At 40.0% G+C, this 24,825-nt stretch carries 20 protein-coding genes; 14 read left to right on the top strand and 6 right to left on the bottom strand.

What is annotated here, in order from left to right; translation table 11 throughout:
* Positions 1-38: 38 nt before the first annotated feature.
* From PESP_RS07005 to PESP_RS06985, 5 genes are all read left to right on the top strand, one after another.
* On the top strand, positions 39-518 hold the full coding sequence (locus PESP_RS07005; RefSeq protein WP_089347377.1) for a DUF4124 domain-containing protein: 480 nt from the start codon (positions 39-41) through the stop codon (positions 516-518).
* A gap of 196 nt (positions 519-714) precedes the next feature.
* Positions 715-2,433 carry a bifunctional isocitrate dehydrogenase kinase/phosphatase gene (gene aceK / locus PESP_RS07000; protein ID WP_089347376.1) on the top strand — a complete coding sequence of 573 codons (1,719 nt, stop codon included), beginning with the start codon at positions 715-717 and terminating at the stop codon, positions 2,431-2,433.
* 17 nt (positions 2,434-2,450) lie between these two features.
* Entirely contained in the window at positions 2,451-3,389 is a 939-nt protein-coding gene (locus PESP_RS06995; protein WP_089347375.1) for a LysR family transcriptional regulator, read from the top strand.
* Positions 3,390-3,565: 176 nt separating this feature from the next.
* The gene (locus tag PESP_RS06990; protein WP_089347374.1) at positions 3,566-4,009 is read left to right on the top strand and encodes a ferritin-like domain-containing protein; all 444 of its coding nucleotides are present in this window, start codon (positions 3,566-3,568) and stop codon (positions 4,007-4,009) included.
* A 294-nt stretch (positions 4,010-4,303) separates the two neighbouring features.
* On the top strand, positions 4,304-4,693 hold the full coding sequence (locus PESP_RS06985; RefSeq protein WP_089347373.1) for an ExbD/TolR family protein: 390 nt from the start codon (positions 4,304-4,306) through the stop codon (positions 4,691-4,693).
* Positions 4,694-4,775: 82 nt separating this feature from the next.
* Here the strand turns inward: PESP_RS06985 and PESP_RS06980 are convergent, their stop codons facing one another.
* The 3 genes from PESP_RS06980 to PESP_RS06970 are packed head-to-tail and all read right to left on the bottom strand — an operon-like array spanning position 4,776 to position 9,468.
* A complete protein-coding gene (locus PESP_RS06980; RefSeq protein ID WP_089347372.1) occupies positions 4,776-7,811 on the bottom strand; it encodes a TonB-dependent receptor plug domain-containing protein in 3,036 nt (1,011 codons plus the stop codon).
* An 8-nt stretch (positions 7,812-7,819) separates the two neighbouring features.
* Positions 7,820-8,896: a FecR family protein gene (locus PESP_RS06975; protein ID WP_089347371.1), complete on the bottom strand. Its 1,077-nt coding sequence runs from the start codon at positions 8,894-8,896 to the stop codon at positions 7,820-7,822.
* A complete protein-coding gene (locus PESP_RS06970; RefSeq protein WP_089347370.1) occupies positions 8,893-9,468 on the bottom strand; it encodes an RNA polymerase sigma factor in 576 nt (191 codons plus the stop codon). The genes PESP_RS06975 and PESP_RS06970 overlap by 4 nt, the downstream gene beginning before the upstream one ends.
* Positions 9,469-9,587: 119 nt before the next feature.
* Here PESP_RS06970 and PESP_RS06965 point away from each other — a divergent pair, with 119 nt between their 5' ends.
* Positions 9,588-10,103, top strand: a complete 516-nt coding sequence (locus PESP_RS06965) for a DUF2937 family protein (protein ID WP_089347369.1) — start codon at positions 9,588-9,590, stop codon at positions 10,101-10,103.
* Here the strand turns inward: PESP_RS06965 and PESP_RS06960 are convergent.
* Positions 10,083-10,970 carry a LysR family transcriptional regulator gene (locus tag PESP_RS06960; RefSeq protein ID WP_089347368.1) on the bottom strand — a complete coding sequence of 296 codons (888 nt, stop codon included), beginning with the start codon at positions 10,968-10,970 and terminating at the stop codon, positions 10,083-10,085. The two genes, PESP_RS06965 and PESP_RS06960, sit on opposite strands and share 21 nt — an antisense overlap.
* A gap of 122 nt (positions 10,971-11,092) precedes the next feature.
* Here PESP_RS06960 and PESP_RS06955 point away from each other — a divergent pair, with 122 nt between their 5' ends.
* From PESP_RS06955 to PESP_RS06920, 8 genes are all read left to right on the top strand, one after another.
* Positions 11,093-11,743 (top strand): peroxiredoxin-like family protein, encoded by a 651-nt coding sequence (locus PESP_RS06955; protein ID WP_089347367.1) that lies wholly within the window; start codon positions 11,093-11,095, stop codon positions 11,741-11,743.
* Positions 11,743-12,510: a haloacid dehalogenase type II gene (locus PESP_RS06950; RefSeq protein ID WP_089347366.1), complete on the top strand. Its 768-nt coding sequence runs from the start codon at positions 11,743-11,745 to the stop codon at positions 12,508-12,510. Before PESP_RS06955 ends, PESP_RS06950 begins: the two co-directional genes overlap by 1 nt.
* Before the next feature lie 259 nt (positions 12,511-12,769).
* Positions 12,770-13,378, top strand: coding sequence for a PilZ domain-containing protein (locus PESP_RS06945; protein WP_089347365.1), 609 nt, complete (start codon positions 12,770-12,772; stop codon positions 13,376-13,378).
* 57 nt (positions 13,379-13,435) lie between these two features.
* Positions 13,436-14,491 carry an agmatine deiminase family protein gene (locus PESP_RS06940; RefSeq protein WP_089347364.1) on the top strand — a complete coding sequence of 352 codons (1,056 nt, stop codon included), beginning with the start codon at positions 13,436-13,438 and terminating at the stop codon, positions 14,489-14,491.
* Positions 14,488-15,381, top strand: coding sequence for a carbon-nitrogen hydrolase (locus tag PESP_RS06935; protein WP_089347363.1), 894 nt, complete (start codon positions 14,488-14,490; stop codon positions 15,379-15,381). Before PESP_RS06940 ends, PESP_RS06935 begins: the two co-directional genes overlap by 4 nt.
* A 50-nt stretch (positions 15,382-15,431) precedes the next feature.
* Positions 15,432-18,905: a transcription-repair coupling factor gene (gene mfd, locus PESP_RS06930; protein WP_089347362.1), complete on the top strand. Its 3,474-nt coding sequence runs from the start codon at positions 15,432-15,434 to the stop codon at positions 18,903-18,905.
* Positions 18,905-19,741 (top strand): peptidoglycan binding protein CsiV, encoded by an 837-nt coding sequence (locus PESP_RS06925; protein ID WP_089347361.1) that lies wholly within the window; start codon positions 18,905-18,907, stop codon positions 19,739-19,741. The genes mfd and PESP_RS06925 overlap by 1 nt, the downstream gene beginning before the upstream one ends.
* A gap of 17 nt (positions 19,742-19,758) precedes the next feature.
* A complete protein-coding gene (locus PESP_RS06920; protein WP_089347360.1) occupies positions 19,759-20,010 on the top strand; it encodes a DUF3862 domain-containing protein in 252 nt (83 codons plus the stop codon).
* A gap of 53 nt (positions 20,011-20,063) precedes the next feature.
* Here the strand turns inward: PESP_RS06920 and PESP_RS06915 are convergent, their stop codons facing one another.
* Entirely contained in the window at positions 20,064-21,416 is a 1,353-nt protein-coding gene (locus tag PESP_RS06915) for a hypothetical protein (RefSeq protein ID WP_089347359.1), read from the bottom strand.
* 101 nt (positions 21,417-21,517) lie between these two features.
* Positions 21,518-24,238, bottom strand: coding sequence for a TonB-dependent receptor (locus PESP_RS06910; protein ID WP_089347358.1), 2,721 nt, complete (start codon positions 24,236-24,238; stop codon positions 21,518-21,520).
* Positions 24,239-24,825: the final 587 nt, after the last annotated feature.

Below are 24,825 nucleotides of genomic sequence, written 5' to 3'. Positions count from 1 at the left end.
ATTTACTTTAATTAAAGTAACACTCAGGGATGAATTCAATGCTAAAAACACCTCTTTACTTATTTTTGTGCGTTTTATTTTCACTGCAGGTGCATGCTCAAAAAGCAACGACCTACTATAAATGTGTTACTAAAAACGGCACCACATTTTCTCAGTTCCCCTGTAACGATACTGCCACGGCTTATACTATTAATACGGTATCGGGCATAAACAATGCACCCTCTCAAAATTACACAAAAGAGCTCAACGCCCTGGAGCGCGAGCGTATAGTACTTGATTTAAAAGCTGAGCTGAGAAGTAACAATCATAAACTGGCCATCCTTAAACGCGATAAAGACCGCGCAGAGTATAATCAACAACAGCGCCTAAATCGTATTTTGGATGACGAGGATAAAAAGCTAATTAGTAAAGATATTACCAAGCAATTAAAAATCATTAGTAAAGATCATAAAAAGCAATCGAGTAATATTGAAAAACGAATCAAAAAATTAGAGAAAAAAATAGCCTCTTATCAATAATGCTAACAGTGCCATTACACTCACTTATACTTTAGCCGCAATGTATAAAATCAGATAATATTTATCTTGGTTTTAAACTTAAAATAACATAACCTTAACAACTATAGAGCTAAAGCTCTAACGCATATAAAATAGCAGCACAACAAACATAAAACCGCTGTTAATAACGTTATATGCGCTTTATTAAGGAGTGTTTATGCAGCCACGCCATATTGCCGAATTAATTTTAACGGGTTTTAAAAAGCATTATCAGCTATTTCAAAAAACCACAGCTAAAGCACCACTGGCATTTGCTAAGCGAGATTGGCAAGCTATTAACGATATTAGTCGGCTTCGTATTAGTTATTACGACGAGAGGGTAAACGAAACTACACAAATATTAAAAAAAGAGCACCCTACCGATCAATTAAATGAGCAGCTTTGGCTAGAAGTAAAAATACTATACCAACGTTTTTTATGCTTTCACCCTCAGGCAGAGCTTGCTGAAACATTTTATAACTCGGTATTTTGCCGCCTATACCACAGGCGCTATTTTCATAATGACTTTATCTTTGTGCAAGCCACACTAAAAGATGCGCCTGCCATTCCTGTTGAGGCCGAATACCGAAGCTACTTCCCTGTAGTTGATGGATTAAAACCGACTATAAAACGTATTATTGAACATTTTGATTTTAAGGCCCCGTTTGTAAATTTAGAACGCGATATACGTTTATTAGTAAAGGCGTTTTATAAACAAGCACCCGACACCCACCATCAGCCTTGGCAAATGCGCTTTGATATTTTGCACACGCCGTTTTATAGAAATAAAGCGGCTTATATAGTGGGTCGCGTTGTATCTCAAAGTGGCGTACAACCTTTTATTATTGCCGTGCTTCATCATGAAGACAAAGGCTTATACCTTGATGCCCTCCTTACTAAGTCTTCGCAAATGCGGGTTATTTTTGGCTTTGCTCGCGCATACTTTATGGTAGAAACTCATGCTCCATCGGCTATGGTACGGTTTTTAAATCAACTCATGCCCAATAAAACATTAGCAGAGCTATACAACGCTATTGGGTTTCATAAACAAGGTAAAACAGAGTTTTATCGTGAGTTTTTACATCACTTGTCTCATTCCGATGATAACTTTATTATAGCCCCAGGTACGCCTGGCATGGTGATGATGGTATTTACACTGCCTTCTTTTGGTTATGTATTTAAAATAATAAAAGATAAATTTGGCGAGAGTAAGCCCTTTGGCCGCGATACCGTACTTAAGCGCTACCAACTAGTTAAAAGCCACGACCGTGTTGGCCGAATGGCCGATACCATAGAGTATTCTAATGTTGTGTTTCCTTTAAAGCGCTTTGATAGCAACTTACTTGAGCAGTTACATAAAACTATTGGCTCATCTATGGTAATAGAAAGTGACTGGCTTATCATCAAGCATTTGTATATTGAACGGCGTATGACGCCGCTGAATTTGTTTTTACAAAATGCAGATGACGAAAGTGCAGCCGACGCCATAGAAGAATACGGCCAAGCACTAAAAGAAATGATTGCCGTTAATATATTTCCTGGCGACATGCTGCTAAAAAACTTTGGCGTTAGTAAACACAAACGTATTATTTTTTACGATTATGATGAGGTTCAATACCTCACCGATATGAACTTTAGAGCCTTACCTAAGGCTAAAAGCTACGACGACTACTTAACCGACGAGCAAAGTTACTCGGTAGCGCCACAAGATGTATTTCCTGAGCAACTGTGTACTTTTGTAATGCCAAACCCTAAGTACAAACAGTTTTTACTCAGCACACACCCTGAGCTTGTCGATGTATCTTTTTGGAAGCAAGCTCAACACAATATAAAAAATGGTCATGTTAGCCACATATATCCATACCCGACAGCACAACGTTTTATTCATCACTGGTAAGCGTTAAAGGACACACAATGAATATAAGTAAAATAGATTTAAATTTACTCGTTTACCTCGACACACTATTACGAGAGTGTAACGTAACCCGCGCAGCAAACCAGTTAAGCATTACACAACCTGCAATGAGTAACGGCTTAAAACGTTTACGTAACCTATTTAACGATCCCATTTTAGTACGTACCAGTGAAGGCATGGTACCTACCGAGCGTGCTATTGAATTACAGCCCGTTATTCGTGGCATATTAATGACCTTAGAAGAAACACTTGCCCCTAACCGCGAATTTGAAGCAAGCCAAAGTAAACGTGTGTTTAGAATAATGGCCAGTGACTACGCTGCAAGTACGCTTGCACCAAAGCTGTTAAGTAAGCTCCACGCAGAAGCGCCCGACACCACCTTAGATATACTTACTCCTAGTGATGTAACATTCCATGATGTAGAAAACGGTAAGGTTGATATGGCCATTAACCGCTTTGAAAACTTACCGCAGTCGTTTCACCATAAACGTATTTGGAAAGATAGCTTTTGCTGCTTAGTTAAAGCCGATAATCCAATAATCGAAAACTTTAGCCTCGATAGCTACTTAAAAGCACGCCACATTTGGGTAAGTAAAACAGGGTTTGGTGTGGGGGTAGGCATGGATCCCAAAGATGTACAAAAACTCGGCTGGGTAGACGAAGCGCTTGCACACTTTGGTAAACACCGTAACATTGCCACATTTACGCGTAATTACCATGTTGCAATTCATTTAGCTAAAGAGCAAAACCTAGTCGCAACCTTACCTTCAAAAGCCGCTAACATATATTTAGATGACGCAGGCCTTAAAATTTTAGAGCCGCCATTCCCCATTCCACCCTTTGAGCTTGATATGATCTGGAGCCCTTTATTGCACCGCGATGCTAGCCATATTTGGTTACGACAAAAAGTTGCCGAAGTAGCTGAAGAGCTAAAATAACCTTATTACAAAAAGCCATGTAAAATTTGCGAGGTTTCTTTTGAGAAAAAGTTACCTCGCACCCTCAAGTCAAAACAATACATTTACTTATCAAATGGTTGTGAAAATAACTGTAAGTTGGAATGCCCCTTGCTCTATCTACTATGAAATTTAAATTCATGTATAGAGAGGTCATTATGAATACCCATCAAGGAACAGAAGCAACTCATATTACTGACATCATCCAAGTAATGAACAGTGGCATCGATTTTTACCAAAAAGCGCAAGAAAAAGTAGAAGACCCTGCCATCGGCGCATTATTTCAACGCATGATTGACGCACGCAAAGTAAGCGTAGAGCGCCTACAACCATACGCAATTAATGAAAAAGGTGAGCGTGAAGACGGCTCTTCATTTGCTGTAGAAGCGCGTAGAGCTTACACAGCGCTGCTTACTTCATTTAGCTCACATAACGATAGCACATACGTTAAAGAGCTTGAGGAAGTCGAAGATAAAACCCTTGAAGAAATAAAAGCAGCCATGGATAAGCCCCAACCTGCTGATTGCGAAGCCGCATTAGCAAAAACTTTACTAACCATGCAAAGCTGCCATACAGAAATGAGCCGTATGCAAAAACACTAAAAGTATTAGCTTAAACTACAACCCAGCTTTTTAGCTGGGTTTTTTATTGCCGATACAAATATAAGTAATGTCGTGAGCAGAACACAAACCCTTGCTCTGCTTCTACTTATTCTGATCATGTGGAAGCAACTATTAGCCCATTCCCCCCTAATAAACACACATTAACAATACAAACTATTAACTTTAATAGAATACTTATTTAACCACACACTATTTTTACTGTGCTAGTTTTAGTAATAGGTACCTAATTCCTTGCTGTGGCGCCGCAGCATTTAATTAACGTTAAGGTCCAATATGAAAAATAAAACAGCTCAAAATAATGCTGATGTAGATATGACACCAATGTTAGATATCGTATTTATTTTATTGATATTTTTTATTGTAACTACTTCATTTGTTAAACCTATAGCCATTGAAATACTACGACCACTTGATAAACCCACCATCAATAAACAAACTAAAAGTGCCACTTTTAGTATTGATGAACATAATGCGGTGTATTTTTCTGGCAGGTTAATAGATTTAGAACAAGTGACCAATAATCTTGCGATGTTTGCTGCTAAATACAAAGTAAGCGCTGTACTTATTAAGGCTCACGAAAACAGTAAACATAATACATTAATGAGAGTAATGAATAATATTAAAGAGTATGAAGATTACACTATTAGCTTAGTATCTAAATAACGTAGTTATATAAATTTATGGTAAACCAAAAAAAGGGCCTTACGGCCCTTTGAACTTAAATAACATAAGGGAGTGTTATTTATTAAAAGCGGTATTCTGCACCTACGTAGTAGTATGCACCGTTAAAACCAAATGGTGCAGAGCGGCGAGAGTATTCAAATACACCTTCACTGCTTACAATTGTATTGCCGTTTGCATCTACAATAGTGCCAGAACGCGAGTTACCTATTTCATTTTTATCTGGGTACACATCAAACAAGTTGTTCGCACCAATGTTTACCGATAAATCCTCGGTAACAAAGTAGTTAACTTTAACGTCAGTTAAAATTTCAGCACCGTATGTTTGACGCCCGCCATCTTCTACTGTGTATTCACCAAAGCGGTTAAGCGACAAATTAACTGTCCAATCGCCACTTTGATAAAGCGCACTTAAGTTAATGCGATCTTCTGGTTGCCACTCTTCAATAATTGAAATTTCTTGGTCTGAGAATACGTCTTCAACCGGAACAGTTTCTAGGCCTGAACCCGACGGTGTAAATAACGATACAACCTCGGTTTCAGTAAAATTAGCCGCTAAAGTAAAATCTAGCGTGCCGCCTAAACCTTCTGTATTCCACGTTGCAACAAAATCAATTCCCGATGTTTCTGTATCGGCCCCATTTAAGAAAAACTGCCCTGCACCAGCACCTGAGCTAAGTAGTGCAGCATCTAAGCTTGATGATAAGCCCTTGCCTAAACGGTTACTAATTACAATACGGTCGTCAATATCAATTGAGTAGTAATCTACCGTTACATTAATGTTGTCTGTTACGTTGTAAACAATACCTAAACTGCGGTTTTGTGATTTTTCTTCTTTAAGTTTTGGAATACCTAAACTTTGCGCAAGTGTTGAATCGTTTCTAAATGTGCCCACTTCTTCGGCAACAAGTGAGCCGTCTTCAGCTACAACAAACTGTGTACTAATGTTGTTAAAGTACAATTGCTGCATAGAAGGCGCTCTAAAGCCTGAGCTTAATGCACCACGCAGTGATACGTCGTCAGTGATTGCCCAGTTACCCGCCAGCTTAAAGTTTACTGTATCACCAAAGCCTTTGTAGTTATCGTAACGCAGTGCACCCGATAAAATAACATCTTCTATAATGTATGTTTCTGCATCTAGGTAAAACGAAATCACATCGCGCGACTCATCAACTGAAGATGCCGGCGATGAACCACCAAAGCCTTGTGTACCACCTGATGCGTCTTCAGAACCCACGCCACCGCTCAAACCGCTGTAAATACTTACGCCGTTTAACGTATCGTAATCACGGTATGCGTATTCGCTACCTTCTAAAATACGGTATTCATCGGTACGGATTTCAGCACCCATTGCGAGTGAATAATCATCAAAGTTTTGCGTAAAATCGATATTAATAGTTTGCAGCGACAACTCCATGCCATACGCATACGCTTCACGAGGAATTGTTGTACGAATATCAGCAGCACTTAAACCTTGGTCGTAGCGTAAAAAGTTAGCGTACGAGGCGTTAATTGTATCGCTTGTTGTGTAATCAATGCTGTTTTCACCGTAGGTGTACGACAGGTCTAAACTTGAATCGTTATCAAAGTCGGTTTTATAACCAAAGTTGTAAGAAATATCATCGATGGTGGTGTTAATTTTTGGCAAAAAACCTAGCGGAATAGTCGCGTCGTTATCTTGTAATACTGGGTTACCACCCGCATTTGCATTATGGCGGAAAAACGCTGCAGATTCGTTATCGCGGGTTGAATACGTAATAAAGCCGTACAGCTCGCCATCACCTAATTCATAACCGGTATTCACAGTTAAACCAAATTGCTGCGAGTCAGCATCACCAATTCTAAAGGTATCTCTATCGGCAGTAAGCTCACGCGGATCGCCAGCTAATAATGTGCCGTCGCTTAGCTCAGTACAGCCGTAAAACTGACACGAGCCATGTAAACCCGCACGGTTAGTTGGCGAGCGGTCGCGGTAGTTAATTGTCGCGTTTAAGTAACCATCATCACCTAAGGCAAAGCCTTTGTTAAAATCAACGTTGACTGTTTCGCCATCGCCTTCTGAATACTCACCATAATTAATAGCAGCTTTACCACCTTCGCTACCATCTTTTAGTACAATGTTAATTACACCAGCAATCGCATCAGAACCGTATTGCGCTGCGGCTCCGTCTCGTAATACTTCTATACGTTTAATTGCTGAGGCAGGAATGGCGTTCATGTCGGTGCCCGCTGTACCACGTCCTACTGAAGTATTAATATGAATAATACTTGCTTGGTGACGGCGTTTACCATTAATTAGTACAAGAGTTTGGTCTGGACCTAGGCCACGTAAAGTAGCGGGTCTTAGTGCATCGGTGCCGTCACTAATTGACGAGCTTGAAAAGTTAAATGAAGGTGCAATAGATTGCAACATACGGCCAACTTCGGTTTGGCCTGTGTTTTCAAGTGCCTCAGCACTTAAAATATCAACGGGTACGGGTAAATCTTCTACTGAGCGCCCTGCTACACGGCTACCAACAATCGCAATTTTTTCTATTTTCTCTTGTGCAACGTCCTCTGCTGCGTTCACACCTTGTGAATTTGCTGCAAGTAATGCTGGTAATATCGCTGCACTAACCCCTGAAAGCTTCATCATGTTGTTATCTTTCCTATTGATTTGTTTGAGTTTTATACTCAGTAAACCATTTTGATCGACAACCGCATCGAGCTCAGTCCCCACTAATAATGCTTGCAGTGCATCTAGCTGGGTATAAAAACCATATACCGAATTTGCTTGGTAATTTTTTGCCAACTCATAAGAAAACACCACGGTTTGCTCGGTTTGCTTAGCAAATTCTATTAAGGCTTTGTCTGCTCGCTGCGCTTGGATATCAAATTGCACCATTTGCCCAGTGGTTTGCGTTGCCCCTTGCACACTTAAGCTAAAAATAGCCGGAGCAAGGAAACTAAAACCACTCAATAAATGCGTTTGGTTACTGCGCAATTTATATAAACAGCTGACAAACAAAATTCCTCTATAGTTTTTTATCTTTTTTTTAAACTTTTTTTTACTAATAACATTTAAAGATGCAACTTCACCTAACATTTGTTTGATATGCATAACATTTCTTATGATTTAGTTTGCTGTACAAGACTTACCAGATGTTCACCTAAACGCTCGTGCTCGATTGCAAAATTAGTTTGTAAGCTCTCTAGCAAACCTTCAACGTCGCCTGCTTTAAACACACCTGCCACTTTTATATTGGCAAGCTCAGCACTCGAAAGCTCAAAACGTGTTGAGGTATAGCGGCTTACTTCGTGTAGAGCGTCACTTAATTGCTCACCATTAAATATAAGCATGCCATTTTGCCACGCTAAATCGCGTTGTACGTCATTAACTGACAACTGTGTAATAGGCTTAGTAACACTTTGCTCAATAACTGCTTTTTCACCAGATATAACTATATTTGCATTTATATTACGCACATTTTTAGCGTTGTTATCTGCTAATTGGTAATCTTTAAAGTCGTTAGCGCTCACTGCAACACTTGGGTCGGTGATCATCACTTTACCTTCGGTTACTACAAGCTCTAAGTCAGATGAAGTATTGCGCTGCACATTAAACACAGTACCAAGTGCGGTAAAGCTTTTATCACCTGCCATTACACTAAATGGACGTGATGCATCTTTTGCTACATTAAAGCGCCCTTCACCTTTACTAAGTAGTAATTGGCGGCGTCCTTTACTGTAGGCAACTTCTAATAAGCTATTTGTGTTTAATTGCACAATAGTACCGTCGGGGAGTACATAGGTTGCCTGCTCACCCACTTTTGTTTTATAAATTTTGGTGTAATTTATTTTTGCCAGCTCAGCGTTGTAGCCGTTTTCTAAGTTAACTAATAAATAGCTGCACACCATCAAGGCTGCAAATAAGCTAGCAGCAATGGCACTGGAAAACGCCCACCTTTTTTTATTTGGCTTTGCGTTTTTATGAGGAAACAAACTACTTAGCTCATTTAATACAGCAAGTTCATCCCATAGCTGGGCAAGCTCATAAACGGCATCTTGATGCGCTGTGCTTTGCATCATCCAGAGCTTAAATTGCTCTTTTTCGCTTTCGCTCAAACCTCTGTCTATCGCGCTTATCCATTCACACGCTTTTTCTAAAATTAAATCTTTTGAAGTAAATTGATGTACGTTACTCATTTTGCAGCCCTCTCTATTGGTAGAGCCTGATTAGATGCAGAGTAATTAACCGCAGGTTTGTTATGATTTTGTTCATGTTCTTTCATGTATAACATGGTTTGTAGTAAACCTTTGGCAATGTGCTTTTCCACTGTGCTTTCACTTAACTGCATTTGCTGGGCGATTTCTTTTTGGCTCATACCGTAAACTTTTTTAAATATAAAACATTTACGAATTGATGAATTTAATTGCTCTGTTGCTCTACAAAAAAGTAAAAATCGCTCTTTTGATGTGTATTCGTCTTCTAATTGAGACGATTTAAGCAACGGTGGTAGTTCGTTGTCATGCTCTAATGAATCGTTAAATTTATTATCCCACTTTGCTATGTGGTTAAGCGCTAAATGCTTGGCAGTTTTTAACATGTAACTGCGGGTAAACTGAATATCTTGCTTTAAATCAGCCTCATAGCTTTTAATAAAGGTTTCTTGCACAATGTCGTCTACGTCATCGGGCTGAACAATACGCGATACAAAGCGTTTTAGCTGCTTTGAAATATCAACAAAGGTTGATGTCATATTTACTTTGGTAGTCATCCTTAACATATGCCTAGTGTTATTATTATTACCGATAGATTACGAGTTTTTGGCATAAAAACAAGCGCAAATGTTAATTTAGCGTTGTTTAGGTGGGTTTTGCGTAAACAGGAGATCGCATGAGTAAACTATTAGATTACATAAGACTCAGTTTTTTTGCTGCAGGTTTGCTATTAGGGGTACAAATACCGGCCTTTGTTAGCGATTACGGGCATGCGTTAAACGCGCATTTATTAGAAGCAAATAAAGCCATAGCGCCATTTAAAAACGACGCCAAGCAGTACTTTGATAATGATATAAACAAGCTTATTAACCATTATCAAAATATTGGAGACAGTATAGTAGGTAAAGGTGCCAATCATATAAACACACTTAATAACCGAGAGAAGTCGCTGCAAGATGCTGTTAATGCTTATAACAAAGCCCCTTACTTGTACACGCTAACGAGTGACTTTAGCAGTATAAAAAAGCAAGTATGGCAGCGCTTTGAAGGGCAAATTGTACTCAAAAAAGATTCTATAATTGCGGCTATTGCAAGTGCAATTTTCATTGCTATGTTGGCAGAGCTTATTGGCTTTGTATTATTATTCACACTTAAAAAAAGTTATACCAAGTTATTCGCAGCTCAAAAATAATGATTTCATGAATTCGTAAAATACGTCTGTTTTTCGGGTTGTTAAACTATTTTGCGCACGCAAAAACCATACTGGTGCATCACTTTGAGCCATAACATTTGGCATTACTTCTATTAACTTACCCGCTTTAAGTTCATCATTAATTGCTATTTTAGATTTAATCGCTAAACCATGCCCCGCTAATGCTGCTTGGGTCATGTTATCTGAGTTAGAAATAGTAAAGCGCGTTTTTGCATTAAAGGTCTGTATTTTTTTATTTTCATCATACAGCTTTAATTGTCGCTGCCAGGGTAAACACACCCAATAATGATTACTCAGCTCACTTAGGGTGGTAGGCATTCCATGCTTTTTTATATAACTAGGTGCGGCACATAAAATACGTGAGTTGTTTACTATTTTACGTGAGAGCAAACCTGAGTCGGTTAATTGCCCTACTCTAATTGCGACATCTTGCGCATCATCAACAACATTTACAAAGTGATCGGTTATTAAAAAATCAAGCTTAAGCTCTGGGTACTTACTCTCAAATTCTGTGAGTTTTGGCATGACATACTTTGAAAAAATCCACGGCGGCATAGTCACGCGCAATAGACCACTCACCGATGAGCTACGTGCGCCTATGCTATGTTCGGCGTCGTGTAAAGCCTCAATAATTGCGCCTACTCGGCTATAAAACAACTCCCCTGCTGGTGATAACCTTACTCTTCTGCTGTCTCTAAACACTAAAACGGTCGACAACTCTCGCTCAAGCTTACTTAACCTATGGCTTACTGTTGCAGGCGACAAGCGCTGTTCGCGCGCAGCGGCTAGCACTCCTTTGTTTTCTACAACGGCTATAAAGGTTTCTAAATCACTTAGGTTATACATAACTGAACTTAAGAATATATTTTAATGTTTAATATTTTCGAATGAAGCTTTCAGTTTTGCAATGTTTTTTTAAATAACTAGAACACTCATAATCACAACACCTATAAAGTTGAGGTTTAATAATGAGTTTAAAAGCACAGATAGATGCCTATAACGTGCAAAAAGAAGCCAAATTACCGGCTGATGTTTTGGCCTTAATGGACACCACAAATGAAGAGCTGATTGCCCAGCACATTAAAAATAACGCCTTACAAGTAGGCGTTAAAGTAAGTAACTTTAATTTAAGTAACCATAACGGCGAAAATATTGAGCTTACTGATTTACTTAATAAAGGCCCGGTAATTATTAGTTTTTACCGCGGCGGATGGTGTCCATATTGTAATTTAGAGCTAAAAGCACTAAATGACTACTTGCCGCAATTTAAAACACAAAGTGCTCAGCTCATTGCTATATCAGGGCAATTACCTGACGAAACACTTTCTACAACGCAAAAAAATGCGCTTGAATTTGATGTACTCTCAGATGTGAGTAATAAAGTGGCTGATCAATTTGGCTTACTGTTTACACTTGATGAGCGTATTCAAGCGCTTTATACGCAATTTGGTATTGATTTTGAGCACTATTATGGTGATAAAAGTTATAAACTGCCATTGCCAGCCACGTATGTAATTAATCAAGAAGGTATTATTACTTACGCATTTTTAAATGAAGATTACACCCTACGCGCGGAGCCTGCTGATGTAATGGCCGCCCTAGAATCGGAGCACAAATAATGTCTATTTTAAAATCTATAAAAACGTTCACTCTTTCACTACTTGTAGGTGGCAGCTTAGTTTCTGGTTTAGCACATGCTGATGAAAAGCCTTCACAGGTAAAACCTAAAGTACTTATTTTTGATGTAAACGAAACACTTCTTGATTTAACGTCAATGCGTACTTCTATTGGTAAAGCATTGGGCGGTCGCGAAGATTTATTGCCATTGTGGTTTTCTACTATGTTGCATCACTCGCTAGTAGATACAGTAAGCGGAAACTACCACGACTTTGGCCAAATAGGGGTTGCTTCGTTACTTATGGTCGCTAAAAATAACAATATTGATATAACAAGCGAGCAAGCAAAAACAGCCATTGTTACACCACTTTTAACCCTACCACCGCATGGCGATGTTAAAGAAGGACTGGCAAAACTCAAAGCACGGGGCTATAAGTTAGTAAGCCTGACGAATTCTTCAAACAAAGGTGTAAAAGCCCAGTTTGAAAGCGCTGGATTAATGTCGTACTTTGATGCGCGCTATAGCATTGAAGATATTAAAATTTATAAGCCAGACTTACGTGCATATGAGTGGGTGTTAACTAAATTAAATGTAAAAGCAAATGAAGCAATGATGGTTGCAGCACACGGTTGGGACGTTGCAGGCGCTAAAGAAGCCGGATTACAAACAACGTTTATTGCACGCCCAGGTAAAACTCTTTACCCGCTTGCGAAAAAACCAGACCATGTTGTGAAAGATTTACATGAATTAGTCGCTCTACTTAAATAAGCACATTCAGCGCTAATTAATCAATACCCAAGCGGCCAATGTCAGGATGACGTTGGCCGCTTTTTTATGCCCTAAAAAACGTATCCTTATTTACGCTAATACTTAATTATTTTTAGGTATTAGCGCATGGCAGGCTGGCGTAATACCTATTATTTAAATAAACGAATTAGTATTATAAACAAAGTGTTTAGCGGTTTTAACTGCTAGCAATTTACCCTTCACAGCGCTACTATTTAGTTAACACGCCGTGGAGATAATTATGAATAGTCAAAGATTAAGTGAATTTGAAGAATACTTTCAAATCAATGAGAGCATACGGGTTAACCTATTTGCTGTAGATAATAAGTTAGTGCCGCAATCTCAACTCGCTCTTGAAGATGACATTCCACCCTTGTTTAAACTTGCCAATGAGGTAAGCGAGCTTGAGCAAGCATCTCTGAGGCCACTGCGCAACTTAGGCGATTTGGCGCAAGAGTTAGCAGCATTTTTACAAGCGCAATCACGTAAAATTGATTTAATAATGAGCCATATTTTAGCCTCTGAACAAGCACAAGATAACGCCATTCAGTGCGATAGTTACGGTGGTGGCGGTATTAGATTTACCTCGCCAGATGTGTATGCAATTGGCCAAGCATTTAGAACTAAGCTGTTTTTACACCACGAGGCTTCAGCGGTGTATTGCTACACAGAAGTAGTCGCCGTTGAAAAACAAGATAGCGAACACTATCAATACACTCTTTTGTTTACCGCAATTAGAACCACAGACCAAGAGTTAGTGGTACGCGCCAGCTTACATGCACAAACTCGCCAGCTAAAAAAACGCCAAGAACTTGAGCCAACCGAAGACGATTCAAGCAGTGATAAATAGCTGACATATCCATGTAAAATGCTAAACTAGCGCCACCCTAATTTGTATCAAAACTTCATGAACTTTAGACTTTTACCAGAATGGGCCGAGCAAGACGCTGTAATGCTTACTTGGCCACACGACCAAACCGATTGGGCCGACACACTCACACGCGTAGAGCCTGTGTATGTTGAGCTTGCTACGCATATTACGGCTGTACAACACCTTGTTATTGTGGCTCATAATGACGATTTAAAAAGTCATATTATCTCGCTATTAACTACAGCTAACGTAGATTTAAACAAAGTGGAGTGTGTTGTTACACCAACTAACGATACATGGGCGCGCGATCATGGCCCTATTACCTGCGCCAGTGCTTGCGATGCCCGCCAATTAAAAGTGTATGATTTTATATTTAACGGTTGGGGCAATAAGTTTGAAAGTGCGCTTGATAACAAAATTAATGCTGTACTGATTAACGAGCTAGGTAATAAAGCTAATCACTACCAAGCGCTTGATGTAGTGCTTGAAGGCGGCGGAATAGAAATTAACGAACACGGCGTTTTACTTACAACTAGCGAGTGTTTACTTAATAAAAACCGTAACCCTGATTTATCCCCTACTGATATTGAAACACTTTTAAAAACGCATTTAGGCGCAACTGATTTTTTATGGGTTGATCATGGTTATTTAGCCGGTGACGATACCGACAGTCACATAGATACGTTAGTACGCTTTGCGCCTAATAACACACTGGTTTATGTTCAATGTGATGATAAAACCGATGAGCACTACAGCGCATTAAATGCGATGGAAAATCAGCTACAAAGCTTTAAAACACAAAATAACACCCCATATAATTTAATTGCTTTGCCTTGGCCAAAACCTGTGTTTGACGATGAAAACACGCGCTTACCGGCCACGTACGCTAACTACCTAATCATAAACAATGCGGTACTTGTACCAACGTATAATGATGACAACGACGCACTTGCTCTTGCGCAAATACAAAAAGCGTACCCAAAGCACAAAATTATTGGCATTAACTGCCTACCCATTATTGAACAATTTGGTAGTTTGCATTGTATTACCATGCAATTACCTCGTGGATTTTTAGCTGGAGCAGCACAATGACAAGCCCTGCAAAATTAAATGTAGCCTTAGTACAACAAACTAACAGCAATAACGCCGAGCAAAACATGGCAAAGTCTATTGCTGGTATTCGTGATGCAGCAAAACAAGGCGCACAGCTTATAGTTTTACAAGAGCTACACCGCAGTTTGTATTTTTGCCAAACCGAAGACGTAAACGTATTTGATTTAGCCGAAACCATACCTGGCCCAAGTAGCAATACCCTTGGTGAATTAGCCAAAGAGTTAGGTGTCGTTATTGTTGCTTCATTATTTGAAAAGCGCGCCACCGGGCTTTATCACAACACGGCTGTTGTGCTTGAAAAAGACGGCACTATTGCCGGTAAATATCGCAAAATGCACATTCCTGATGATCCAGGCTTTTACGAAAAATTTTACTTTACCCCAGGCGATTTAGGCTTTGAGCCTATTCAAACCTCGGTAGGTAAATTAGGCGTACTAGTATGTTGGGATCAATGGTTTCCAGAGGCTGCACGCTTAATGGCAATGGCAGGTGCTGAGGTATTAATTTACCCAACCGCTATTGGTTGGGACCCACGTGATGAAAGCGATGAACAAACCCGCCAAAAAGATGCTTGGGTTATAAGTCAACGTGCCCACGCTGTTGCTAATGGCGTGCCGGTTATTAGTTGCAACCGAGTAGGCCTAGAGAGTGACCCAAGTGCACAAAGCGAAGGCATTCAATTTTGGGGTAATTCGTTTATTGCAGGCCCACAAGGTGAAATGCTCGCAGAGGCCAATAATACCGATGAGCAAATTTTAGTGGTAGAACTTGATCAAAAAGCGTCTGAAAACGTAAGACGTATATGGCCGTATTTACGCGACCGTAGAATTGATCATTATCAAGACTTAACAAAAATTTACCGAGACTAAATAATATTATGGCGCTTGCACTCAAGCGCCAATAAAAAATGGAGCACTAAATGGCGTTTGAGCAATGGGCAGCCTTGCCTTGGGTAAAATCTCAAAAAGATAAAATTCAATGGGGGCAGCTAACTGGTAGTGGTTTAAGTATTGCCATTGCAGAAGGTGTTAAACAACAAAACGATTTAGTGCTCATTGTTACGCCGGATACGCCAAGTGCGCTTCGTCTTGAAACCGAGCTCGAGTACTTACTACCCGATAACCCTGTTATGGTTTTTCCTGATTGGGAAACCCTACCGTACGACCATTTCTCTCCTCATCAAGATATTATTTCAGCGCGCTTAGCCACACTTAACACGTTAAAAAACGAGCAACAAAGTGTACTAATTGTACCGGTATCAACATTGATGCTACGTACAGCCCCTGCTTCGTTTATATACGGCTCTACCCTTAATTTTAAAGTAGGCGATAAGCTAGACACCCATAACTTGCGCAGTAACTTAGAACAAGCGGGTTATTTAAACGTTCAGCAAGTAATGGAGCATGGCGAATACGCCATACGTGGCTCTATTGTTGATTTATACCCAATGGGCAGTGTACACCCATTTAGGCTCGACTTTTTTGATGATGAGCTCGACTCAATTCGCTTATTTGATGTAGAAACTCAACGTTCTGATGAAAAAGTAGATAAAATTGAGCTACTTCCTGCGCATGAGTTTCCAACCAACGAAGCTGACGTTGAGCGTTTTAGAATAAATTATCGCGATAAATTTGGCGCAAGTTCAGAGCAAGACTCTGTATACATGCAAGTAAGTAAAGGCACGTGGCCTGCGGGTATTGAATACTATATGCCGCTGTTTTTTGATGGACTTGCCACCATTTTTGATTACTTGCCAAACACCACAACAGTAATGCAGCTAGGTGATTTAGAGCACGCCGCTGATACCTTTTGGCACGATGTAAACGTACGCTACGAAAACCGTAAAGTAGACCCACTACGCCCACTATTAGCGCCTAGTGAGTTATATCAACCTTTAAACGAGCTATTTTCTAATTTAGGTGAATTTGCACGTATTCGTTTATCGCAAGCTAAATTACCCACTAAAGCGGGTAATAAAAACTTAAATGTAAACGAGCTCCCAGCTGTAAGAATCGATCATAAACAACACGAACCCTATGGCGCGTTTATAGAATATGTTGCAGCGCAAAAAAAGAAAAAAAGCCGCATATTACTCAGTGTTGAGTCTGATGGCCGACGCGAATCATTATTAGGTGTACTTAAACCTAGCGGCTTAAAATTTAAAGAGTTTGAAAATTTAACTCAGTTTACCCAAAGCCAAAGCGATGTAGGTCTAATTGTAAGCCCGCTTGAGCAAAGCGTGGTATTAGGCAGTAAGCCGAGCCTGTCTATAATTACTGAGCAAGAACTGCTTGGCATTAAAGTATCGCAGCGCAGGCGCCGTAAACATAAATACGAAGCCAGCCAAGATGCGCTTATACGTAACTTAGCCGAGCTTAAAGAAGGCCAGCCAATTGTACACCTCGATCACGGCGTGGGTCGTTACCAAGGGCTACAAACAATCGATGCCGCCGGTGTAATTACTGAATTTGTAACCATAACGTACGCAGGTGAAGCAAAGCTGTATGTGCCGGTATCGGCGCTGCACATGCTTAGCCGTTATTCTGGCGGTGAAGAAGCAAGCGCACCACTACATAAACTGGGTTCAGACGCCTGGGAAAAAGCTAAAAAACGCGCCGCCGAAAAAGTACGCGACGTAGCCGCAGAACTATTAGATATTTACGCACAGCGCCAAGCAAAGCCGGGTAATAAATTTGCACTTGATGGCCAAAGCTACCGTCAATTTAGCGACAGCTTCCCGTTTGAAGAAACCGACGATCAACGTAATGCAATAGAAGCCGTCCTTGGCGATATGCAATCAAAGCTCGCAATGGACCGTTTAGTGTGTGGTGATGTAGGCTTTGGTAAAACAGAAGTTGCCATGCGCGCCGCATTTGTAGCGGTTAACGATAATAAACAAGTAGCCGTGTTAGTACCCACTACACTACTTGCTCAGCAACACTATGAAAACTTTAAAGACCGCTTTGCCGATTTCCCTATCGAAGTGGGCGTGCTTTCGCGCTTTAACTCAACTAAAGAGCAAAAAGACACCCTAGAAAAAATGGCCGATGGTAAGCTCGATATCGTCATTGGTACTCATAAACTCATACAACAAGATATTAAATTTAGTGATTTAGGTTTACTGATTGTTGATGAAGAACACCGCTTTGGCGTTCGCCAAAAAGAGAAAATAAAGTCGCTGCGTGCCGATGTAGATATTTTAACGCTTACCGCTACGCCTATTCCGCGCACATTAAACATGGCCATGAGCGGCATGCGCGATTTATCGATTATTGCTACCCCACCGGCTAAGCGTTTAGCGGTTAAAACCTTTGTACGCCAACGAGATAGTGATTTAATTCGCGAAGCCATACTGCGTGAAATAAAACGCGGCGGCCAAGTTTACTTTTTACATAACAATGTAGAAACCATTGAGCGCGTATCGCAAGAAATTAGCGAATGGGTGCCAGAGGCCAGTGTTACCTCTGCGCACGGGCAAATGCGCGAGCAAGAGCTTGAGCAAATAATGACTGACTTTTACCATCAAAAGTACAACGTACTGGTATGTACCACCATTATTGAAACCGGTATTGATGTACCCACTGCAAATACCATTATTATGGACAGAGCCGATAAACTTGGCCTTGCACAGTTACACCAATTACGTGGGCGTGTAGGACGTAGCCACCATCAAGCGTACGCATACCTTTTAACCGGCGATGCTAAAGCGCTTTCTAAAGATGCCACTAAACGCTTACAGGCCATAGAATCACTTGAAGATTTAGGTGCAGGCTTTGCCCTTGCGACCCACGATTTAGAAATACGTGGTGCCGGTGAGCTATTAGGTGATGACCAATCAGGGCAAATGCAAACCATTGGTTTTAGTTTGTACATGGAAATGCTAGAGCAAGCGGTTAATGCGCTTAAAAATGGCAAAGAGCCAACGCTTGAAAACCTGCTTCAGCAACAAACCGAAGTAGACTTAAAACTCCCAGCCTTATTGCCTGATGATTACATACACGATGTTAATGCACGTTTAGGTATGTACAAGCGTATAGCAAGTTGTGCTAACCTTGCCGATATGGATGAGCTACAAGTAGAGCTAATAGATCGTTTTGGTTTATTACCCGATGCCACTAAAAACCTATTTAGCATGCAGCAACTTAAAATGCGCGCCAGCGATTTAGGCATTACAAAAATAGAGGCAAATCCTAAAGGAGGCTACTTTGAATTTAGCCAAACCACTAAGGTTAATCCTAGCTTCATCATAGGCTTGATACAAAGTGCACCCCATGTGTACAAAATGGATGGCGCAAATAAATTGCGCTTTGCAATTAATGAGGTAAACCCTCGTGAACGCTTAAAAATGGTCACTGCAATGATTGCAGATTTCGAAAAAAAGGTTAGCCATTAATGTTGCTAAAAAAATCGCTTATTGTTTTATGTTGCTTATTTAGTAGCACTGCATTGGCAGAACGTTGGTTTGAAGTAGAAGTGCTGATATTTAAACAGCGCCCAGCCCCCTATTTACAAGAAGACTTTAGCTTAAAGCATGAGCCTATTGAAGATAACAATACCTTAGAGCTGCTAACTCCGTTATATACCGAGCAAGCTATGCAAGCGTGTATTGATGGTGATAGCCGCTTTCAAAAACGCTCATTCACGGACTCGTTAGTTAATGCTAACCCGCAATCGGGCGTATGTGACAACAGTATCGACTTTATACAAAGTTACGATAAGCTCCCTGTTACGCCATTAGCACCAGCACAAGACACCATGGATGAGACCTATTTACTCTCACCTGACCAATTAAAATTTAACGCTCAGCGCGCAGCACTTGACCGAAAGGGTTTATCGCCACTGCTGCATACCGGCTGGCGTTTTGAAGGCGCAAGTAAATCGCGCGCGCCAAGTGTACATTTAATTTCAGGGGAGCATATAAAGCGCGACATAAACACAGCGCCTAATTACTCAAACCCCGACTTTATAAGCTTAGTTGAAAGTAAGCCTCAGCTTTTTAATACCTCAGAAGAGCCGTTGAGCTACTGGGAGCTAGACGGCTTATTTAAAATACATTTACGTCATTATTTATATATAACAGCCGATTTTGATGTAAACGAAAAATTACCCAATGGGGATTTAGAGTCGGCCCGCTTTTCACAGTTTAAACGTGTCATAAGCGGTGAAATTCATTACTTTGATCATCCTCGTATGGGCATGATTGTACAAATACGAAAGTATAAACACTAAATCAATAGGACATAACAATGAAAAAATTCCTGATCATAGCAGCAACACTTAGCCTGGCTGCTTGTTCTAAAGTAAGCCTTGAAAACTACGAAAAAATTGAAGTAGGTATGGACAAAACTGAGGTAGAAGCTATCTTAGGCTCTGCCGATAATTGTGTAGAAAAAACGCTGCATACTAACTGTGTATGGGGCGATGAGTCTAAAAATATCGAAATTACTTTGGTTTCTGACAAAGTAACTATTTACTCAAAGCACGGTATTACACAATAACGCTAACGCCTGTATTTACGTTTTTAAAAAGGGATAGCCTAGGCTATCCCTTTTTATTTTTTAGAATAAATAAGTTCAATATTTACTATTTTACTGCGGTTAAGTGTAATTTTGTAACGCTGATAAAGGGTTTTTTCATCATCGTTAAGCACCATTACTAAATTTAACTGATAGCGCCTTTCAACCGCTTGCTTAGATATTTTATTACCATCAAGGTGATACAGCTTACCCTCACCTCGCTTTAAATAGCGTGCAAACGGCGCTAAGTTAAAACGCATACTTTGTTGTAACGTATCGTAGCCTGGTAAAAACTCTTTGGCCGTAACACGCGTTTCGCTGGCAAAATGAAGCCACTGCGCCGCTAATTTATTTTGCTGACGACGCTTTGAAAAAATAGTCTTCACTTCATCAGGTATTTTTTTAAAACGCATGTATTCAAGCCAAACAAACTGACTCGCGACCCTATCTTTTGTAATACTATTTTTAAATACAAACCGCCATTTAGGGCGACCGCGCACAATAGCTCGCCAAATTACACGGGTAATGTCTTCTTTAAATATTTCACGTAACCCGTAAATAACGCCCAAAATTAATATAAGTGTGGCTGTTACTTCGGTAAATGTAGAGCGCGCATTAAGTATAACCACCATCACAAAAGCCATTATAACGGCGGTAACAGTGCCTTTAACTAATCGCTTTAAGTAGCTATTTAAGTAACGGGTATTGCGGTGCAAAATTACACCGTGCTCAATGAGGCGCTGTAATAAACGCATTTTGTTTGTTATGCGGTTACCATCTTGCAATGTGGTTTCTGAGTTGTAATTTTGCTCAAAACGGTACGTATTTTCGTTTTTACAAAATTGCAGTAAGTCGTTTCGCTCTTTTGCAAAGTCACTACTTCGCGGGCCTTCATCAAGTAGTTTTAAAAATGACTGCTCAACATGCCAACTTAAATAGTTATCTGCATTGGTGTAAAACGGAACTAACTTTTCATCATCAGGTGTATACCGACGCAGTTTTTTTAACAGCCCTTCGCTTTGCTCAAATAGCTCTTGTGCACGGGCATAAAAATCGTCTACTTCTTTAATTTTTAAAGCGTCTTTAATATCGGCATCGAGGGCTAGGCGAACTTGGTAGCAAAATAGATTAAGGTTTTGACGGTAATCTTGTTGCTCGCCTTTATTTTTACTGACAAAACGGCTACGTACTAGCGGTAAGTGGATGTTGTTCGCGTTATAGGCTAAATGCGATTTAAAATGGTTATTAAAGTAAGACTCTTCACTTAAAGTTTGCGCGTTAATGCCCATTTCGTTGGGAATAGAAAAGTACAGGTCAATACGCTGCTCAGAGCGAGGGTTTAGCTCTGGTTCAATGACAAAAGATAAATTTTCGTCTTGTTTTATCAAACAATTCTCCTTTTATTGAAGGTATAAGTGTACGTGTCTCCTTAATTTTGTTCAATAAAAAAGGCCCAGTAAACACTGAGCCTTTTAATACTAAATATTTATTAAAGCTTAAAGTTTAAACTTGCGAAGAAACGACGGCCAAGTACATCGTATGTATACGGGTCTGTATTTGAGTCGTTGTTTCCTGTGTAGTAAGGAGGTTGCTTGTCAAACAAGTTATTAACACCTGCTGATAGAGTAATTGTCTCATTTAAAAGGTATGTGCCACTAATATCATGATATACAATTGAAGGCGTAGTAGGTGCATAGCATGTATCTTCTTTCCCAATACATGCAAAGCTATCCATGCCTGAGATATAACGAGCTTGGTACTGAGCGTCCCAGTTATCGCCAGCTACATTAAGTGATAAGTTTGACTTAACTTCAGCATAGCCACCTGAGCTAGATGTAATAACACCGGTATAATCAGTTGGGTCGCCTGTTACTTGTGTTACATACTCTTCTAAGTATGTAGTATCAAGACCTGCTTTAAAGTTTAAGCCCGCAGCTTCAAAACTGTAAGCTAGATTTAAATCATAACCAGATGTTTTCTCTGAACCAATGTTTTGACGCTGGTTGTTGAAAATTATACGGCCAGTACCATCAATTGATGCATTAGCTGATTGGCATAAAGCTATATCAGCGTTAGGTTCATTATTTACACACTGCTCAACAATGTATTGACTATCAACTGTCACAATGGCATTTTCAATTTCAATGTCATAGTAATCTAGTGTCATTGATAAGCCTTCAAACCACTCTGGCTCATATACGATACCAGCAGTTAATGTATCAGCTTCTTCTGGTGTTAACTGGTCATTACCACCTACAGTTACTTCTGCTTGGGTTTGAGCACCTGGATAATCAACATTTTCAAACGACGGTGAGTTACCAGAATAAAGTTCAGAAACTGTTGGTGCACGGAATGCAGTTGAAACAACACTCCGGAACATTAGCTCATCATTTGCTTTCCACGTTAAACCTAGCTTCCAAGTTTCATCAGAACCGAAAGTGCTGTAATCAAAAGCACGTAGTGCAGCACTTAACTCTACATTTTGTGCAAATGGAGCATCAGCGAGTAATGGAATTGCAAATTCTACGTATGCTTCGCTAACATCAAAACCGCCAGCTGTTGGCTCAACTGCAGGATCGTTCGCTAAACCTTGAGCTGTCAATGAATCAGGCGTGTACCATGCTTTTTCTTGACGACGTTCAACACCGGCTGCAAAGGCCGCATAGCCCGCAGGAAGTTCAAACATTTCCCCAGATACAGACGCAGCCAAGATAAATAGTTGGCTTCCGCCGTTATTTACTTCAGTGTAAACATTTTTACGGAAGTCTTCTGTCGTCCATGCTGCTTGATCAAGTGGGTTGAATGTACCCGCAGTGATTTGATCTTGAATTGCACCCATGTTGTGCAGGTTGCTTAGCTTATCTACTGAGTCGTTTCGACCAAAGTTAGCAGATACATCCCAAGAATAATCACCTACAAAGCCCTCAGCACCAATTACAGCACGCACAGTGTCAACTGTCTGTTCAAAGTAACGAGCGCCTGTATCCGACATACGGCGACCGTAGAAAATATCATCACCATAAGCGTAATTAGCACTTTCTGTGATGTAATCACCATTGGCATCACGATCTGCGATACCGTCACCATCACGGTCAACTTTACTGTTATACGATTGACCTAATAGTGAATCACCCATCGCTTCATTGTATTCAAAACCAAACCATACTGGCTGTGCAGCCATTTGCTGCTCTGACCAACGTTTAGTGTAAGTAAATTCAGTAAAAAGATTAGTATCATCATTTAATTCATATGTAGCGATACCCGTAAGGTTTAAACGCTCCATTGGCGTGTAAAGGTAGCTAGCTGGGGCAAAGTTATAACGGTCTGCATCAGTAAATGGGTGAAGACCACCTTGACCACTTAAACCATTATCACCAATAGCAAGACCTGATGTAATTGGATTCCCATCACCATCGACAGACTCACCATCTGAGTTCACATCACCAATTACGCTATCTTGCCAAATATGACCACCTTCAGAATAAACCGAACCACCATAGCAGTTTAAGCCATTCGCACCTTCAGCAATTGGACAGCTTGAGAAGTCACGATCAGACTGTTTTGCTTTACCACGGTCAGTATACTGCATTCCGATTACAATGTTACCTTTATCGAATGAAGTACCAACAGTAAAATCGATAGAGTTTTCAGGTGCATCGCCTTCACCAGTGATTGCTGCATTTACATTCATGTCTAGGCCTTCGAAATCATCTTTTAAGATAATATTCACAACGCCAGCAACCGCATCAGTACCATAGACGGCAGATGCGCCGTCTTTTAGTACTTCAACAGATTTGATCATTGATACTGGAATCGTATTAAGGTCAACAGTTGATGCAGCACCAGTGCCCGATGCGATCATGCGACGGCCATTTACAAGCACTAAAGTACGCGGTGAACCTAAACCACGTAAATCAATTGACGCATTACCACCTGAACCGTTGTTGATGCCTGGGTTAGTCATCGCACCGCCAGTGGCAGTCATTTTTTGTAATACACTATCGATGCTAGTAGCACCCATTGCTTTAATATCATCAGCACCGATTAAAGTAACTGGACTAGCGTTTTCCATATCAGAACGCTTAATGCGAGAACCCGTTACTTGAATTTTTTCAATAGCTTTTGCGCCATCTTCGGCAGCTACTACTTGCATACTTGAGAACATTGGGATTGCTGCGATTACAGCTAAACCAAGAGTTGATTTTTTCATGAATAAACCCTACTTGTTGGAAATTTACCTTAATTGGTAATGCTCACTTTTTATAAGAATTGTGAGTCAGGGGGGCAACTTAGGCTGATTTAACTGAACAAAAACTTAACGAAAGAGCGCTTTATATACTACGACAAAATAGAATAACCATAATAGGTACAAAGGTTATTGATTGTTTCATTGTTAAATTAAAAAAACATATTTATATCAATAGCCTGAGGTAATATAAAAACAAATTAAACACACTTGAAATCAAACTTATGCAGATTGTAATCAAATGTAATTTATAGAAAAATATCCCCTTTTTAGAAAAATTAACATATTAATCACAGTGCATTATTAAAACTGTAAAGCTGTAATAAAATTACTAACCATAAATATGCACTTTTCGCGATTAAATAGTCTTAATTAGTCAAAAAACATAAAAAACAGGCAAAAATTTTCATTCAGTTGAGCTTCAAAATGATGACCTATCAAACTTAAAGTTAAAAAAGAGCGCGAATATAAAAAAACTATAAATAACTCACCAAGGCAGTTCTAAGAACTTTTAAACATGAATAAGCGCATATTTTTAAGCACAGTTAACG

Origin of the sequence: Pseudoalteromonas espejiana DSM 9414, from assembly GCF_002221525.1 — a bacterium.
GTDB classification, from domain to species: Bacteria; Pseudomonadota; Gammaproteobacteria; order Enterobacterales; family Alteromonadaceae; genus Pseudoalteromonas; species Pseudoalteromonas espejiana.
The sequence above is the reverse complement of the archived record's forward strand: the minus strand, read 5'-3'. Positions and strand labels throughout refer to the sequence as shown.

Bases quoted from the DNA above. Each gene is read 5' to 3' on its own strand.
- PESP_RS06990 (WP_089347374.1), top strand. From the start codon at position 3,566: ATGAATACCCATCAAGGAACAGAAGCAACTCATATTACTGACATCATC.
- PESP_RS06960 (WP_089347368.1), bottom strand. From the start codon at position 10,970: ATGTATAACCTAAGTGATTTAGAAACCTTTATAGCCGTTGTAGAAAAC.
- PESP_RS06985 (WP_089347373.1), top strand. From the start codon at position 4,304: ATGAAAAATAAAACAGCTCAAAATAATGCTGATGTAGATATGACACCA.
- PESP_RS06995 (WP_089347375.1), top strand. From the start codon at position 2,451: ATGAATATAAGTAAAATAGATTTAAATTTACTCGTTTACCTCGACACA.
- PESP_RS06975 (WP_089347371.1), bottom strand. From the start codon at position 8,896: ATGAGTAACGTACATCAATTTACTTCAAAAGATTTAATTTTAGAAAAA.
- PESP_RS06925 (WP_089347361.1), top strand. From the start codon at position 18,905: ATGTTGCTAAAAAAATCGCTTATTGTTTTATGTTGCTTATTTAGTAGC.
- PESP_RS06970 (WP_089347370.1), bottom strand. From the start codon at position 9,468: ATGACTACCAAAGTAAATATGACATCAACCTTTGTTGATATTTCAAAG.
- PESP_RS06980 (WP_089347372.1), bottom strand. From the start codon at position 7,811: ATGCATATCAAACAAATGTTAGGTGAAGTTGCATCTTTAAATGTTATT.
- mfd (WP_089347362.1), top strand. From the start codon at position 15,432: ATGGCGTTTGAGCAATGGGCAGCCTTGCCTTGGGTAAAATCTCAAAAA.
- PESP_RS06955 (WP_089347367.1), top strand. From the start codon at position 11,093: ATGAGTTTAAAAGCACAGATAGATGCCTATAACGTGCAAAAAGAAGCC.
- PESP_RS06940 (WP_089347364.1), top strand. From the start codon at position 13,436: ATGAACTTTAGACTTTTACCAGAATGGGCCGAGCAAGACGCTGTAATG.
- PESP_RS06920 (WP_089347360.1), top strand. From the start codon at position 19,759: ATGAAAAAATTCCTGATCATAGCAGCAACACTTAGCCTGGCTGCTTGT.
- PESP_RS06910 (WP_089347358.1), bottom strand. From the start codon at position 24,238: ATGAAAAAATCAACTCTTGGTTTAGCTGTAATCGCAGCAATCCCAATG.
- PESP_RS06965 (WP_089347369.1), top strand. From the start codon at position 9,588: ATGAGTAAACTATTAGATTACATAAGACTCAGTTTTTTTGCTGCAGGT.
- PESP_RS06950 (WP_089347366.1), top strand. From the start codon at position 11,743: ATGTCTATTTTAAAATCTATAAAAACGTTCACTCTTTCACTACTTGTA.
- aceK (WP_089347376.1), top strand. From the start codon at position 715: ATGCAGCCACGCCATATTGCCGAATTAATTTTAACGGGTTTTAAAAAG.
- PESP_RS06935 (WP_089347363.1), top strand. From the start codon at position 14,488: ATGACAAGCCCTGCAAAATTAAATGTAGCCTTAGTACAACAAACTAAC.
- PESP_RS06945 (WP_089347365.1), top strand. From the start codon at position 12,770: ATGAATAGTCAAAGATTAAGTGAATTTGAAGAATACTTTCAAATCAAT.
- PESP_RS07005 (WP_089347377.1), top strand. From the start codon at position 39: ATGCTAAAAACACCTCTTTACTTATTTTTGTGCGTTTTATTTTCACTG.